Origin of the sequence: Pseudomonas syringae (assembly GCF_021605415.1) — a bacterium.
In the GTDB taxonomy this organism is placed as follows: domain Bacteria; phylum Pseudomonadota; class Gammaproteobacteria; order Pseudomonadales; family Pseudomonadaceae; genus Aquipseudomonas; species Aquipseudomonas syringae_S.
The window spans coordinates 86,008-101,291 of sequence record NZ_WKEQ01000010.1 but is presented as its reverse complement, the minus strand read 5'-3'; the positions used below and the strand labels follow the sequence as shown (position 1 = coordinate 101,291).

Sequence of the window (15,284 nt, the reverse complement as noted above, 5' to 3'; positions counted from 1 at the left end):
GAATTGGCGACGCGGGTTTGTGGTTTGCTCGCGAAGACGCCCAAACAGCCGCCGCCGATTTAGACCTTCGGCATCGTCGCAATCATCGACGGTCGCTGACTGACCTCAAAAAACCAGTTGGCCAGTTGCGGGTTGGCCTCGCGCCAGCCCAGATCCGGGAAGCGCAGGTCGAGATAGCCGAGGGCGCAAGCGACGCTGATCGCAGCAACATCGAAATGGCTGGTCAGTTCGGCAATCGCATCGGCTTCGAGCAATGCCAGCGTGCGGCGGATCTTGTCGCGCTGTGCTTCGAGCCATTCGTCCCAGTGTTTTTCCGGGGGGCGCAGTACTTGTTCGTAACGCACCATCACCGAGGCGTCCATGATCCCGTCGGCCATCGAGGCCAGAGTCAGGCGCCGCCAGCGGGCCGAGCCGTCGCGGGGGATCAGCGGGTTGCCGACGTGCTGGTGGTCGAGGTAATCGAGGATCACCCGGCTGTCATGGATGACATTGCCATCGGCCAGGCGCAGGGCGGGGATCTTGCTCAACGGGTTGTCCGCGATCAGGGCGGCAGCCGGGTTGACCGGCGTGAGCACGCAGTCTTGCAGGGCAACGCGATCCTGCTGGCCGGTCTCGTGCAACAGCACCATCACTTTGCGCACGAACGGGGACAGGGTGTTGTGGTACAGCGTCATGCTGGGGGCGGACATTGGCACGGTCTCGATCGGGAACGATGGCGCAGCATAGCGCGTTGATGCCCGACCTCAAGCCCCACACCAATCCTTTGTGGGAGCGAGCCTGCAAAGTTGTCTAGCGGCGGTGCATTAATCCGCGCAGTCCCAGCACCGCCGGCACGCCCAGACCCACCCAGCTCATCGCGTCCCAGATTCCGTCACCCAGCAACGCGGCAAACAGCCCTGCCGCGCTGAGTAGCGCAATCACCGTCGGCACGCCGAAGACTTTCCAGAAATTCGACTGACGCGGCCTCATGCGCTCGCCTCGGCGGTTTCCAGCACTTTCTTCGCCGCTTTGCGCCGCACGACCCACAGGTAAACGCCGCTGGCCAGAACGATGATGGTCAGCACGTCGAGTACCGCCCAGAGAATCTTCATCGGCATGCCGCCGTAATCGCCGAAGTGCAGTGGCTGTGACATGCCCATGGCGTCCATGTACCACGGGCGTTCAGCCACGGCGGTGACTTGCAGGGTGCTGGCGTCGATCAGCACCGGCGTGAGCAAGTGCGACGTCAGGTGAGTGCTGCCTTTCATGAACACCGAGTAATGGTGCTCGCTGGAAAACCGCGTGCCCGGGAACGCGATGAAGTCCGGCACCATGCCCGGCGCGGCCTCCTCGGCAATGTCGAGCAAACGGGTGGCTGGCGCCAGTTGCGTGAGTGGCGGAGCGTCGCGATAGGGGGCAATCAGCGTGGTCAGGGCATCGTTGCGCCACGCGGCGATCAGCAGATCGGCGCAGGCACTGATCACGCCGGTCACGCCGACGGTCAGCGCCCAGGCCAGCGTCACGACGCCGATCAGGTTGTGCAGGTCAAGCCAGCGCAGGCGTGAGGATTTGTCCTGGCGTACAGTGCCGAATTTCAACCGGCGCATGAACGGCAGGTACAACACCGTGCCGGACACGATGGCGACGACAAACAGCAAGCCCATGAATGCCAGCAGCAATTTGCCGGGTAACCCCGCAAACATGTCCACGTGCAGGCGCAGCAGGAACAGCATTAGCCCACCATTGGCCGACGGCGTTTCCAGCGCTTCACCGGTGCGGGCGTCGAGCATGAAGGTGTGCGATGAGTTCGGCTCGGTGTCAGCCGTTTTCGCCATGATCGCGAACGCGGCGTTGGCATCGTCTTCGTCGTAACCGAAATATTGCATCACCTCGCCGGGCCGATGCTTCTGGGCCGCGTCTACCAGTTGCTGCAGATTGAGTTGCGGCGTATCGGCCGGCATCTCGCGCAACTCAGGCGCGTCGCCGAGCAGATGATCGATCTCATGAGAGAAGATCAACGGCAACCCGGTCAGCGCCAGCATCAGCAGGAATACGGTGCAGATCAGGCTTGTCCAAGTGTGGACGAACGACCAGCGACGGATGGTTTTACTCTTCATTTCATGACCTTCAAAAAGACCAAAGCCGTCCTCAGAGGGACGGCCTGGTCATTGAGCCTGTGTTCAGTTGTGAATAGTTACCATTTGTACGTTGAGCTGGCAATGACGCTGCGCCGGGTAGAGAGGGAGTGAACGGCGGAAATTGAGGAAGTGCGCCGACGTGAACCAGCTGTTTTGAATCTGCAATCGGCTCGTTTCTTCAGGTCGATGTTTAAGGCAAAACACTTCGGTCAGCGCTTTCTCTCTCCGGGCGAGGGCTGGGTGAGGGGCTTTTGATTCAGAATGAAGGACTCTGCTGCCGACGCTTCCATTGGCTCAAGCGCTGTTGCAGGTTTAGCGGGCTGTGAACCTGCTGTTGTCGTGCGCGGCTGAACAGGATCAACGCCAGTTCCGCTGTGGCCAGTGCATCGGCGCTCGCGTTGTGCCGTTCAAACACTTCAAGCTTGAACCACTCGATACAGTCATCCAGACCGGCCCCGCGAAAGTTCGCCTGCGGACACAGCAGCGGGGCGATTTGTGCCACATCGAGAAACACATGCTTAAGCTTGTAACCGAGATGTTCTTTGAGCGCGCGGCTGAGCATGTGCTGATCGAACGATGCATGAAAGGCCAGAATCGGACTGTCGCCGACAAACTCCATGAATTCCACCAGCGCCTTTACCGGTTCGCTGCCAGCCGCAATCGCGTTGGGCCCCAGCCCGTGAATCAACACGCTGGGTCCCAGTTTCAGTTCGGGGCATTGCAGGGTGCGTTCGAACTGCTGGCTGAAATCGATGGCGCCGTCCTCAATCACCACCGCGCCAATCGACAGCACTCGATCCTTGTTCAGATTAAGACCCGTGGTTTCCAGGTCCAGCACCACCCAGCGTTGCTCGCGCAGGCTGCATTCGCTCAATGCCCCTGCCACCGGCAATTGCGCCAGACGCTGACGCAAGGCCTCGGGCAGTTCGACGCTGGCCGGACGCAGCCAGGAAAACAGGCTCATAGCTGATACCGCAAGGTCAGGCTGGCTTGCAGGCGTTGGGCCTGGCGCAGGGACTCACGCAAAATGCGCCGATCCAGATGATTGAGGCTGTCGGGGTCGACGCGGTTGGAAAAAGGCTGGTTTTCCCGCGTCTGAATTTGATGCTGCTGCATGCGGGCCTGCTGGATGAAGTGGTACGCCTCTTCATACGCGGCACCGTCCAGCGGCTCGATGACCTCTTTATCCACCAGTTGGCGGAAGCGTTCGAGGGTGTTGTTGGCGTCGATACCGTTGGCCAGCGCGAGCAAGCGGGCGCCATCCACGAACGGCGTCAGGCCTTGGACTTTCAGATCAAGCGTGGCTTTTTCACCATTCTTGCGCGCCAGCACAAACTCGCGGAAACGCCCCACCGGCGGGCGATTGCGCAGTGCGTTGTCGGCCATCATGCGCTGGAACAATCGGTTGTCGCCGACCTGGTCGAGAATGCCCCGACGCAGTTGCGCACAGCCCTGTTCATCGCCCCAGACCACGCGCAGGTCGAAGTAAATACTCGAGCCCAACAGGTTCTCCGGCGTTGCCTCGCGGATGAACGCCGCAAACCGTCGCGCCCATTCGGCACGGGACAAGCACAGCTCGGGGTTGCCCGCCATGATGTTGCCCTTGCACAGCGTGAAACCGCACTGCGCCAGGCTCTGGTTGATCTGCTGGGCTATCGGCAGCAGCTTGCCGCGAATCTCCGCCGCATGCGCCGCGTCACGTGCTTCGAACAAGATGCCGTTGTCCTGGTCGGTGTGCAGCGTTTGCTCACGACGGCCCTCGCTGCCGAAACACAGCCAACTGAACGGCACGCCGGGATCACCTTTTTCGGCGAGGGTCAGTTCGATGACCCGGCACACGGTGTGGTCGTTGAGCAGCGTGATGATGTGAGTGATCTGCGTCGACGACGCGCCGTGGGCGAGCATGCGTTCGACCAGTTGGCCGATCTCGCCGCGCAGCGTCACCAGTTGCTCGACCCGTTGCGCGCTGCGAATCGTCCGCGCCAGGTGCACCAGATCGACCCGTTGCAGCGAGAACAGATCACGCTCGGACACCACGCCGCACAGGCGCTGTTCCTTGACCAGACAGACGTGGGCGATGTGCCGTTCGGTCATCGCAATCGCCGCGTCGAACGCGCTGTGATCCGGCGACAGATAAAACGGCTCGCAAGTCATGTGGCATTCGATGGGTTCGCTGAAATCACCGCTGCCGTTGGCGACCACTTCGCGCAAGTCGCGCAGGGTGAAAATCCCCTGCGGCGACTGCTGTTCGTCCACCACGACGATGCTGCCGACCTGTTGGTCGTGCATCAGCTTCACGGCATCGCGCAGCGGCGTGCCGGGGCGGCACATCACCGGGTGACGCATGGCGAGTTCGCCGAGGCGCGTGTTCAGAGAATATTGGGTACCGAGGGTTTCCACGGCTTTTTGCTGGACTTGCTGATTGACCTGATCGAGCAGGCTGCTGACGCCGCGCAAGGCGAAGTCACGAAAACTGCTGGAGAGGGCGAAGAGCTTGATGAAGGCCAGTTTGTTCAGTTGCAGACAGAACGTGTCCTCGCCGGCCAGGTGTTCGGTGCGCGTCGCTCGCTCGCCCAGTAGTGCGGCGAGCGGAAAGCACTCGCCGGTGGTGATTTCGAACGTGGTTTCCACAGCAGGTTTGGCGACGTGCTGACGCTCGCCTACCACGCGGCCCTGTTTGACGATGAAGAAGTGTTCAACCGGGCCGTCAGCAGGCTTGATGATGCTCTCGCCCTGGCCGTAGAACCGCATCTGGCATTGCTCCACCAGATAGGCGAGATGGGCGTGCTCCATCTGATTGAAGGGCGGGAACCGCTGAAGGAATTGCAAAGTGCCCTGAATGTTCTGCAACACCGCGGTTTTCCCTGCCTGGGTGAAGGCGTCCGCTTTACTCATAACCATTACCGCAGTCTTTTTTGAATTGTTGTTGGATCATTGCAGCCATGGTCGGCTCCATCGCGCAGGGTGCCCATTGGACGTAAGTCTAGGTTTGAGCGCTGTTGGGGACTTTTCGGAGATGCCCTACGTAAACTGTCGGAAATTCTCTGTTTCACCTCTTGGAAATAAATCCGACGAAGTGCACATTGAACCTGCGCGTGGCGATGTCTGACCACTGTGCAAGGGATTGTCCTGAACCATAGAGAAAGCCATGTCCGACCTCGATATTTTGAGTGACGCCGAGCGCGAAGCGCTGAATGCCGTCATGCTGGAACCCGACTTGCCGCCGCAGCGCGTGCTGATCGTCGACGACGATAAAGACGCCCGGGAGTTGCTGTCGGAGATTCTGGGGCTGGACGGTATTCGTTGTATGACGGCAGCCAGCGGCGAAACCGCGCTCAAAATGCTCGCGGACAAACCGTCCATTGGTTTGGTGATTACTGACCTGCGGATGGGCAGTGTGGGTGGTCTTGATTTGATTCGTGAAGTGCGCGAGTCGGTAAGGGCGGCGATGCCGATCATCATTGTGTCGGGCGATGCGGATGTGAAAGACGCCATAGAGGCAATGCATTTGAGCGTGGTGGATTTTCTGCTGAAGCCGATTGATACGGGGAAGTTGTTGGCGTTGGTCAAGCATGAGCTGGGGATGGATCCGTAGTTATCGTTCCTACGCTCTGCGTGGGAATGATGTGAATAAAAAAGCCCTGATCGAAAGATCAGGGCTTTTTCATTTCCTACGGTCAGATCACAACCCGTTCGCAGCCTTGAACTCGCGACGACGACGGTGCAACACCGGCTCGGTATAGCCGTTCGGCTGCTTCGTGCCTTCGATCACCAGTTCGACTGCCGCCTGGAACGCGATGTTGCTGTCGAAATCCGGCGCCAGCGGACGATACAACGCATCACCGGCATTCTGACGATCCACCACCGGCGCCATGCGCTTGAGGCTTTCCATCACTTGCGCTTCGGTGACCACACCGTGGCGCAGCCAGTTGGCGATGTGCTGGCTGGAGATACGCAGCGTCGCACGGTCTTCCATCAGGCCGACGTCGTTGATGTCCGGCACTTTCGAGCAACCAACACCTTGGTCGATCCAACGCACCACGTAACCGAGAATGCCCTGCGAGTTGTTGTCCAGTTCGTTCTTAATCTGCTCCGGCGTCCAGTTCGGGTTGACCGCCAGCGGGATGGTCAGGATGTCGTCCACCGAGGCGCGTGCGCGTTTGGCCAGTTCGGCCTGACGGGCAAATACGTCGACCTTGTGATAGTGCAACGCGTGCAGCGCGGCGGCGGTCGGCGAGGGTACCCAGGCAGTGTTCGCGCCAGCCATCGGGTGAGCGATTTTCTGTTCAAGCATGGCGGCCATCAGGTCCGGCATCGCCCACATGCCTTTACCAATCTGTGCGCGACCTTGCAGGCCAGTGCTCAGACCGATATCGACGTTCCAGTTCTCGTAGGCGCCGATCCATTTTTCAGCCTTCATGTCAGCCTTGCGCACCACCGGGCCGGCTTCCATTGAGGTGTGGATTTCGTCACCGGTGCGGTCAAGGAAACCGGTGTTGATGAACACTACGCGCTCGCTGGCAGCCTGGATGCAGGCCTTGAGGTTGACCGTGGTGCGGCGTTCCTCGTCCATGATCCCGACTTTCAGGGTGTTGCGCGGCAAGTTCAGCACGTCTTCGATGCGGCCGAACAGCTCGTTGGTGAACGCCGCTTCTTCCGGGCCGTGCATCTTCGGTTTAACGATGTAGATCGAACCGGTGCGGGTGTTCTTGCGCGACGTATTGCCGTTCAGGTTGTGAATCGCCGCCAGGCACGTCACCAGACCGTCGAGGATGCCTTCCGGCACTTCATTGCCGTTTTTGTCGAGAATCGCGTCGATGGTCATCAAATGGCCAACGTTGCGCACGAACAACAGCGAACGACCGTGCAGCGTCACTTCACCGCCATCCACCGTCGTGTAGGTACGATCCGGGTTCATGGTGCGGGTGAAGGTCTGGCCGCCCTTGGCGACTTCTTCCGCCAGGTCGCCCTTCATCAGGCCGAGCCAGTTGCGGTAGATCACCACTTTGTCGTCGGCATCGACGGCAGCCACGGAATCTTCGCAGTCCATGATGGTGGTCAGGGCGGCTTCCATCAGGATGTCTTTGATCCCGGCGGCGTCGGTCTGGCCGACCGGGGTGCTGGCGTCGACCTGGATTTCGAAATGCAGGCCGTTGTGTTTCAGCAGAATCGCGATCGGTGCGTTGGTATCGCCGTGGAAGCCGATCAGTTGCGCATCGTCACGCAGACCGGTGTTGCTGCCGCCCTTGAGGGTGACCTGCAATTTGCCGTCGGCGATTTTGTAGGCGGTGGAATCAACGTGAGAACCAGCGGCCAGTGGCGCAGCTTCGTCAAGAAAGGCACGGGCGAAGGCGATGACTTTGTCGCCACGCACCTTGTTGTAGCCTTTGCCTTTTTCCGCGCCGCCGTCTTCGCTGATCGCGTCGGTGCCGTACAGCGCGTCGTACAGCGAACCCCAGCGGGCGTTTGAGGCGTTGAGCGCAAAGCGGGCGTTCATCACTGGCACGACGAGCTGCGGGCCTGCGGTGCGGGCGATTTCGTCATCGACGTTTTGCGTCGTTGCCTGGAAATCAGCCGCTTCCGGCAGCAGGTAACCGATCTCTTGCAGGAATGCCTTGTAAGCCACGGCGTCATGGGCCTGGCCGGCACGTTGCTGATGCCAGCCATCAATGCGGGCCTGGAAGTCATCGCGTTTGGCGAGTAGGGCTTTGTTCTTCGGCGCCAGGTCATGAATGACCTTGTCGGCACCTTCCCAGAATTTTTCGGCGGTGAGGCCGGTACCGGGAATGGCTTCGTTGTTCACGAAGTCGAACAGGACTTTGGCGACCTGCAGGCCACCGACTTGAACGTGTTCAGTCATTGCTTGCCTCACTCTGCTCAGCTAATTCGCTTTTCAGCTCTTCAAATTGACAATGAAGCCTCTGGCCATTTAAACCACAAACCCCTCTACCAGTGCATGCCATTTCTGGCGGCTGGGTTGGAACCAATCAACGGCTTGGGGCCTTGCTGACGGGGCTTTCAGGGCTGCGAAGTGCCTGGGGCAGACATCGATCCAACGTTATGTAGTGCGCGCAGCGGCATACTACATGATGAATTGCGCTTGTGAAAATCAGACCATTTGCGTCGATCTGCGACCCCGTGACGCATTGCAGTCACGGCGAGGCACGGGATGTTCTCAAAAAACTGGCAGATTGTTCCAGTTAAATATTAAAAGTTGTACACGATTTGTGATTCTTCGATGTCGGTGGAATGCCAATCGCAGCAGATTGGCTCCCACAAGGTTTGTGCGTACGCAGAACTGTAGGAGCCAGCCTGCCGGCGATGAGGACAGTCGCGACGGCGCTCGCTTAACCCTTGCCTATACTTGCCTTTCAATAAAAAAGAGGGCTGCGCCATGGATCACCTCGTACTCACCGTTTTCGCCCCGGACAAACCCGGGCAGGTCGAGCGCATCGCCCAATGCATTGCGGAGCACGGCGGCAACTGGCTGGAAAGCCGCATGTCGCGAATGGCTGGGCAGTTCGCCGGGATTTTGCGCGTGGGGGTTCCCGCCGAGGCTTACGACGAATTGGTCGATGCGCTGCAAGCGCTGTCGAGTCATGGCATCCGTGTATTGATCGCCGAAAGCGGTATCGAACAGTCCTGCACGTGGAAGCCGATCACCATGGAATTGGTGGGTAACGACCGCCCGGGCATCGTGCGTGACATCACACGACTGTTGAGCGAGCAGGGCGTCAACCTTGAACGGCTGGTGACCGAAGTACGCCCGGCGCCAATGAGCAGCGAGCCGCTGTTCCATGCCGATGCGATTCTCGCCGTCCCTCTGACCCTGTCGCTGGACGTGCTGCAATCGCGCCTGGAAACCTTGGCCGATGATTTGATGGTGGAGTTGGTGCTGCGTACGGAGGCCTGACAGGTTATCCAGTTTTAACGTGCACCCGCCTGTGGATAACCTGTAGAGATGCGCTTGCAGGCCACGTCCGCCGTGGTCTGCCGGGAGGCGATCAAAAAATCACCAGCATTCAACGACTTGCGCACAATCGGCGGGGATCACGCTGTGGATAACCTTGGGAAGGAACGGCGCAGGCCACGAGAACCGTGGCCTGCGAAGGTTTGTGCGTTTTTTGTTCAGCTGCGACGGCGCAGGCTCATCCAGGCGTCGATGCTGTACACCGCAAGACCGGCCCAGATGAACATGAACGCGGTCAGGGTGCTCGACGACAAGTGCTCATCAAACAGCAGCACCGCTTGCAGCAGCACCAGGGTCGGCGCCAGGTATTGCAGAAAGCCGAGGGTGGTGTAGGGCAAATGCCGCGCGGCGGCGTTGAAACACACCAGAGGGATCAGCGTTACGGGGCCGGCGGCTACCAGCCACCACGCTTCGGATGTCGTCCAGAACTCGGCTTGGGCACTGCTCGCGGTCGGGTTCAGCAACAGCCAGGCGGCCGCGATCGGCACCAGCATCCAGGTTTCAACCACCAGTCCCGGCAGTGCCTTGACCGGCGCCTGCTTGCGGATCAAGCCGTAGAAACCGAAGGTCAACGCCAGCACCAGCGACACCCACGGCAGGCTGCCGACCTGCCAGACCTGCTGCGCCACGCCGATCGCTGCCAACCCTACCGCGACCCATTGCATCCGGCGCAGGCGCTCCCCGAGGATCAGCATGCCGAGCAGCACGTTCACCAGCGGGTTGATGTAGTAACCGAGACTTGCCTCCAGCATCCGGCCGTTATTCACCGACCAGACGTACGTCAGCCAGTTCGCCGCGATCAGCGTGCCGCTCAAGGCCAGGATCGCCAGACGCCGTGGATTATCACGTAATTCGCGCCACCAGCCCGGATGCTTCCAGACCAGCAGCAGCAAGCCGCCGAACAACGCCGACCACAGCACGCGATGGATAATGATTTCCACCGCAGGCACGCTGGCGATGGCTTTGAAATAAATCGGGAACAGTCCCCAGATGATGTAGGCGGTCAGGCCCAGAATGTACCCGCGACGCGGGTTGGCGGCTTGCATGCAGAATCCTTGCTTAGGCAGCTAACAAAAGAGGGATTGTAAGGAGATTTTTCCAAGGATGTCCGAGCTGATTAGTCAGAAAATTGTTAACACAGAATCTCTGTAGGAGTGAGCCTGCTCGCGATGGCGGTGTGTCAGTCACAGAAAGATCAACTGACAGATTGCTATCGCGGGCAGGCTCACTCCTACAAGGGACGGATTGTCAGAACAGTTTCAGCGGTTCTTCATTCAACGCCGCCAACTGCTCGCGCAACGCTAACACTTGATCGCCCCAATACCGCTCGGTGCCAAACCACGGAAAGCTGCGCGGGAACGCCGGGTCGTCCCAGCGCCGCGCCAGCCAGGCGCTGTAATGCATCAGGCGCAGGGCACGCAGCGGTTCGATCAGCGCCAGCTCGCGGGGATCGAAATCGTGGAATTCGTTGTAGCCGTCCATCAATTCCGACAATTGCCCCAGGCATTCTTGACGGTCCCCCGCGAGCATCATCCAGATATCCTGCACCGCCGGGCCCATGCGGCAGTCATCGAGGTCGACGATGTGGAACATCTCGTCGCGGCACATCATGTTGCCGGGATGGCAGTCGCCGTGCATGCGGATGTTCTGGTGCGGCGTGGTGGCGTAGACCTCTTCGACGCGTTTGAGCAGATCGCGGGCTACCGATTCGTAGGCCGGTAGCAGGCTTTTGGGGATGAAATTGCCGTCCAGCAATGTCGCCAGCGAGTCCTGACCGAAATTCTTCACGCCCAGCGCTTCGCGATGTTCGAACGGACGCGTGGCACCGACCGCGTGAATGCGCCCGAGCAACTGGCCGAGGCGGTACAGCTGATCGAGATTGCCCGGTTCCGGCGCACGGCCGCCACGGCGGGGGAACAGGGTGAAGCGGAAACCGGCGTGCTCGTGCAGGGTTTCGCCGTTGTGGATCAGCGGCGCTACTACAGGGATCTCGACGTCGGCCAGTTCGAAGGTGAAAGCGTGCTCTTCCAGAATGGCTTCATTGGTCCAGCGTTGTGGACGATAGAACTTGGCGATCAGCGGCTCGGAGTCTTCGATGCCGACCTGATAGACGCGGTTTTCGTAGCTGTTGAGCGCCAGAATGCGCGCATCGCTCAGGAACCCGATGCTTTCGACGGCATCAAGCACGAGGTCTGGGGTGAGGGTTTCAAACGGGTGGGCCATGCTGACTCCTGCGCGCAGCAGGCTGCCGCGTCCGGCCCGGCATGGTAGCGCAGATGGGGACGGATGAGGTGGATGGTGTTGCTGCCGACGCCCTCGCTGGCAAGCCAGCTCCCACAGGAATTTGGATAGGCTCTCGGTATTTGGATTGGCGGAAAAACTTGTGGGAGCTGGCTTGCCAGCGATGGCGGTGTGTCAGTCGACAATGATGTTAGATGTGCTGACGCTTTCGCGAGCAGGCTCGCTCCTACAGTTGGAATGCATTTCCTTGTGGGAGCGAGCCTGCTCGCGAAGGCGAGGGATCAGGCGCCGACGATCCCGCCATCTTCACGGGTAATCGCCATCACCGATGACCGTGGCTTGCCGTTCGGCAAATGCTCGGGGAAGGTCGACCCGCCGTTCTCCCCCGGATGTTGAATCCCGACAAACAAGGTCTTCTGATCCGGTGAAAAACTGATCCCGGTGACTTCGCAACCAATCGGCCCGACCATGAACCGGCGGATCTCTCCGGTCGCAGGATCCGCACACAGCATCTGATTGTTGCCCATACCGGCAAAATCTCCGGCATTGCTTGAATCGCCGTCAGTCAGAATCCACAGGCGTCCGGCCTTGTCGAAACCCAAACCGTCCGGGCTATTGAACATGTTTTGCGGGGTGATGTTCGACGATCCGCCCTTCGGCGTACCGGCGTGCACGCCGGGGTTGCCGGCCACCACAAACAGATCCCAGGCGAAAGTTTCGGACGCGTGATCGTCGCGTTCGGTGCGCCAGCGCAGAATCTGCCCGTAGACGTTTTTCTCCCGTGGATTCGGCCCGCCCACCGGTTGGCCGTCTTCGCCGCGTTTGGCGTTGTTGGTCAACGTGCAATACACCTGACCGTCCTTCGGGCTGACGACGATCCACTCCGGGCGATCCATGCGCGTAGCGTTCACCACCGAGGCCGCGAGGCGTGCATGAATGAGCACTTCAGCTTGATCGGCGAACCCGCTGCTGGCGTCAATGCCGTTTTTGCCGTGGGTCAGTTCGATCCATTGGCCCTGGCCTTTCGGGTGATCCGGGTTGCTGTCGCCGGCGTCGAATTTCGCCACATACAGGGTGCCGTGATCGAGGATGTCGCGGTTGGCCTTCGCGTTGCGGTGGTTGATCTTGTCGCGGCTGACGAATTTGTAGATGAACTCGCCACGCTCGTCATCGCCCATGTAAACCACGGCGCGACCGTCGCTGGTCTCGGCGAGGGCGGCGTTTTCATGTTTGAAGCGGCCCAGCGCCGTGCGTTTGACCGGTGTCGATTGCGGGTCGAACGGGTCGATCTCGACCACCCAGCCGTGACGGTTGAGTTCGTTCGGATTCTTGGCCATGTCGAAACGCGGGTCGTGAGGATGCCAGTTGATGTCCTTGCTGGCGGCGACCACGCCATAGCGCTTCTGCGCGGCATCGAATGTTTGTTCGGCGTTGCTGCTGCCGAAGCAATCGGTGAAGTTCTCTTCGCAGGTCAGATACGTGCCCCACGGTGTTTTGCCGTTGGCGCAGTTCTGGAAGGTGCCGAGGACTTTGTTGCCGTGTTTGTCGGCAGCGGTTTTCAGCAGATCGTGACCGGCGGCCGGGCCGCTGACACGGATCGGCGAATTGCCGTGAATACGGCGGTTGTAGCGCGAGTCCTGGACGAATTGCCACTGCCCGTTCTCGCGCTGCACTTCGATCACCGACACGCCTTCGCACGCCAGAGCCTTGCGCACGTCTTCGGCCGATTGCGGCATGCCGCCGTGGGGGTAGAGGTAGCGATAGTTGGTGTATTCGTTGTTGATCGCCATCAGCGCACGGTTCTGCTCGCCGGGGAATTCGAACAGGCTCATGCCGTCATTGTTGTCGCCGAACTGCACTTCCTGCGCGGCCGCCGTGCCATTGCCGCTCGGGTCGAAGGCAGGGCCGTTTTTCTGCAACGGCTGGCCCCAACTGATCAGCACCGTAGAGGTGTAACCCTTGGGCAAGGTGATGACGTCGGTGGTGGCAGCGGCGATGCTGTCGAAGCCTAGCAGGCTGCTATTGCCGGCGCTGACACCGGCTGCCAACACGCTGCGACTCAGCAGATTGCCGCCGAGGAACATTGCGGCGCCGCACAACGCACCGGCGCTGATGAACCCTCGACGGCAGAGGCCGACCATTTTTTCAAGGTCGGTGGATTGGTTTTCTTCTAATAGGCTCACATCAGGCTCCCTGCAGGTTTTTGCAGTCACCTTAATGATGGGTGATGACGCTTTTGTTGCAGTTATCCGACTAAAGCGGTGTACCGATCAGCACTTGTGACGGGGAAAACTGCACCTGCACCGAATTGTCGACAGTCAGCCCTCGGCTGCGCAGGTGCAGCGGTTCGGCGAGGGCACAAAGGGTCTGACCGTTGGGCAGGGCGATACGCACTTCGCTGGGGCCGTCCTCGGCGTCGAGGATCGCTTCGATGCGCCCGGTCAGCAGGTTTTGTCCGGCGACAGGCGTGTCGTTCATCGCCAGCAAATCAAGCCAGCCCGCCTTGATCAACGCCACGACGACCGTGCCCGGTTGCAGCTCTAAATGCACGGTGCTGTCGTGGGTGATCTGCGCGTCGATGCAGAGGTTTGCCGCCAGTTCCAGGCGCACGAGGTCATTGCGGCCATGACTCTGTATTGCGATGACCTTGCCGTGCAATTGATTGCGTGCACTGGTGCGCAACATCAGGCGACCGAGCAAGTCGAGGTCGCTGGCGTCCTCGGCGGCTTCCAGCACCTGGGCCTGCAAGGCTTGCAGCTTTTGATAGAGACGCAGCACCCGTTCGCCTTCGCTGGACAACTTCGCCCCGCCGCCGCCCTTGCCGCCGATCACGCGCTCGACCAACGGGTTCTGCGCCAGGTTGTTCAACTCATCGATCGCATCCCACGCGGCCTTGTAACTGAGCCCGGCGCTTTTCGCGGCACGGGTGATCGAGCCCTGTTCGGCGATGTGTTGCAGCAGCGCGATACGCTGCGGGCGGCGGGCGATGTGCTGGGACAACAGGGTAGGCAGGGACATGAATGGGGGCTTTTTGCTGTGGCGGTGAAAGAGGAAGTTGGCTGCTCAGTGACCAGGAGTCAAGTTGGTCGGGATACCTGTAGGAGTGAGCCTGCTCGCGATAGCGCCTGGTCAGTTGATATTGATGGGACAGGCAGTCCGCCATCGCTGGCAAGCCAGCCACAGGATTTGATGTTGGGTCAGGGAGCATCGCCCGGTTTTGGGGTGCGTGCCAGGCAGTAGACATCGACCCGCGCCGCCCCGGCGTTCATCAGCAATCGCGCCAAGGCCTGAGCGGTGGCGCCAGTGGTCAGCACGTCGTCTACCAGCGCCAGATGCCGGCCTTTGACCGGCACTTCAGGCGCGAGGATGAAAGCGTTGAGCAAGTTACGTTTGCGCGCCTTGGCATCGAGATCCTGCTGAGCGCTGGTGTGGTGGATTCGTCGCAGGATGTTTTCTTCACACGGCAGTTCAAGCTGCCGGCTCAACCACCGCCCGAGCATTGCCGCCTGATTGAATCCGCGTTGTCGCAGGCGTTTATTCGCCATCGGCACTGGCAGCAATGCATCGGGTCGTGGCAAGTCTTCATCGAAGCGATGTTGCAAGTATTGGCCTAGAACATCGGCCAACAGATGACCAAACGGCCATTTCGCGTTGTGCTTGAAGCGCGTGATCAGGCTGTCCACCGGGAAGCCATACAGCCACGGCGTTGCGACTTGTTCGAAAGCGGGTGGATCGCGCAGACAATCGGCGCATGTGAGGCCTGCGCCCGGCAAGGGCAGCGCGCACGTTTTACATTGCTCACCCAGCCACGGCAGATCGGTTTCGCAAGCCATGCAGAGGGGCGTTATGTCGTCCGCTACCTCGTCGCACAACAAACAGGATTGTTTGTTTTTTAACCAGATGTAAACCGACTTGTCGTGTCGTGGTTGACAGCTCATGACTCTTCCTTAAATATG

At 60.1% G+C, this 15,284-nt stretch carries 13 protein-coding genes; 2 read left to right on the top strand and 11 right to left on the bottom strand.

Annotated features, from left to right (window positions below):
* Positions 1-59: 59 nt before the first annotated feature.
* The 5 genes from GIW69_RS09675 to GIW69_RS09655 all read right to left on the bottom strand — a co-directional run bounded on the left by GIW69_RS09675 (position 60) and on the right by GIW69_RS09655 (position 5,012).
* Positions 60-689 (bottom strand): glutathione S-transferase, encoded by a 630-nt coding sequence (locus GIW69_RS09675; protein WP_236482069.1) that lies wholly within the window; start codon positions 687-689, stop codon positions 60-62.
* Positions 690-789: 100 nt separating this feature from the next.
* A complete protein-coding gene (locus GIW69_RS09670; RefSeq protein WP_236482067.1) occupies positions 790-969 on the bottom strand; it encodes a hypothetical protein in 180 nt (59 codons plus the stop codon).
* Complete coding sequence (locus GIW69_RS09665) at positions 966-2,096, bottom strand: PepSY-associated TM helix domain-containing protein (protein ID WP_236482065.1); 1,131 nt, start codon at positions 2,094-2,096, stop codon at positions 966-968. The genes GIW69_RS09670 and GIW69_RS09665 overlap by 4 nt, the downstream gene beginning before the upstream one ends.
* A 277-nt stretch (positions 2,097-2,373) precedes the next feature.
* Positions 2,374-3,081, bottom strand: coding sequence for a 3'-5' exonuclease (locus GIW69_RS09660; protein ID WP_236482063.1), 708 nt, complete (start codon positions 3,079-3,081; stop codon positions 2,374-2,376).
* Positions 3,078-5,012, bottom strand: coding sequence for a putative nucleotidyltransferase substrate binding domain-containing protein (locus GIW69_RS09655; protein WP_496570907.1), 1,935 nt, complete (start codon positions 5,010-5,012; stop codon positions 3,078-3,080). The genes GIW69_RS09660 and GIW69_RS09655 overlap by 4 nt, the downstream gene beginning before the upstream one ends.
* 253 nt (positions 5,013-5,265) lie before the next feature.
* Here GIW69_RS09655 and GIW69_RS09650 point away from each other — a divergent pair, with 253 nt between their 5' ends.
* Complete coding sequence (locus GIW69_RS09650) at positions 5,266-5,712, top strand: response regulator (RefSeq protein ID WP_236482061.1); 447 nt, start codon at positions 5,266-5,268, stop codon at positions 5,710-5,712.
* An 87-nt stretch (positions 5,713-5,799) separates the two neighbouring features.
* Here GIW69_RS09650 and GIW69_RS09645 read toward each other — a convergent pair whose 3' ends face one another.
* A complete protein-coding gene (locus GIW69_RS09645) occupies positions 5,800-7,977 on the bottom strand; it encodes a malate synthase G (RefSeq protein ID WP_236482059.1) in 2,178 nt (725 codons plus the stop codon).
* 534 nt (positions 7,978-8,511) lie between these two features.
* Here GIW69_RS09645 and GIW69_RS09640 point away from each other — a divergent pair.
* Positions 8,512-9,030 (top strand): glycine cleavage system transcriptional repressor, encoded by a 519-nt coding sequence (locus GIW69_RS09640; protein WP_236482057.1) that lies wholly within the window; start codon positions 8,512-8,514, stop codon positions 9,028-9,030.
* A gap of 215 nt (positions 9,031-9,245) precedes the next feature.
* On the opposite strand, the gene rarD is transcribed toward GIW69_RS09640, so the two are convergent.
* From rarD to GIW69_RS09615, 5 genes are all read right to left on the bottom strand, one after another.
* Positions 9,246-10,133: an EamA family transporter RarD gene (gene rarD, locus GIW69_RS09635; protein ID WP_236482056.1), complete on the bottom strand. Its 888-nt coding sequence runs from the start codon at positions 10,131-10,133 to the stop codon at positions 9,246-9,248.
* Positions 10,134-10,335: 202 nt separating this feature from the next.
* Positions 10,336-11,310 carry a serine/threonine protein kinase gene (locus GIW69_RS09630; RefSeq protein WP_236482054.1) on the bottom strand — a complete coding sequence of 325 codons (975 nt, stop codon included), beginning with the start codon at positions 11,308-11,310 and terminating at the stop codon, positions 10,336-10,338.
* A 299-nt stretch (positions 11,311-11,609) separates the two neighbouring features.
* On the bottom strand, positions 11,610-13,511 hold the full coding sequence (locus GIW69_RS09625; RefSeq protein ID WP_236482053.1) for a PhoX family protein: 1,902 nt from the start codon (positions 13,509-13,511) through the stop codon (positions 11,610-11,612).
* A 70-nt stretch (positions 13,512-13,581) separates the two neighbouring features.
* Positions 13,582-14,346 (bottom strand): TOBE domain-containing protein, encoded by a 765-nt coding sequence (locus GIW69_RS09620; RefSeq protein WP_236482051.1) that lies wholly within the window; start codon positions 14,344-14,346, stop codon positions 13,582-13,584.
* 179 nt (positions 14,347-14,525) lie between these two features.
* Positions 14,526-15,266, bottom strand: a complete 741-nt coding sequence (locus GIW69_RS09615; RefSeq protein WP_236482049.1) for a ComF family protein — start codon at positions 15,264-15,266, stop codon at positions 14,526-14,528.
* Positions 15,267-15,284: the final 18 nt, after the last annotated feature.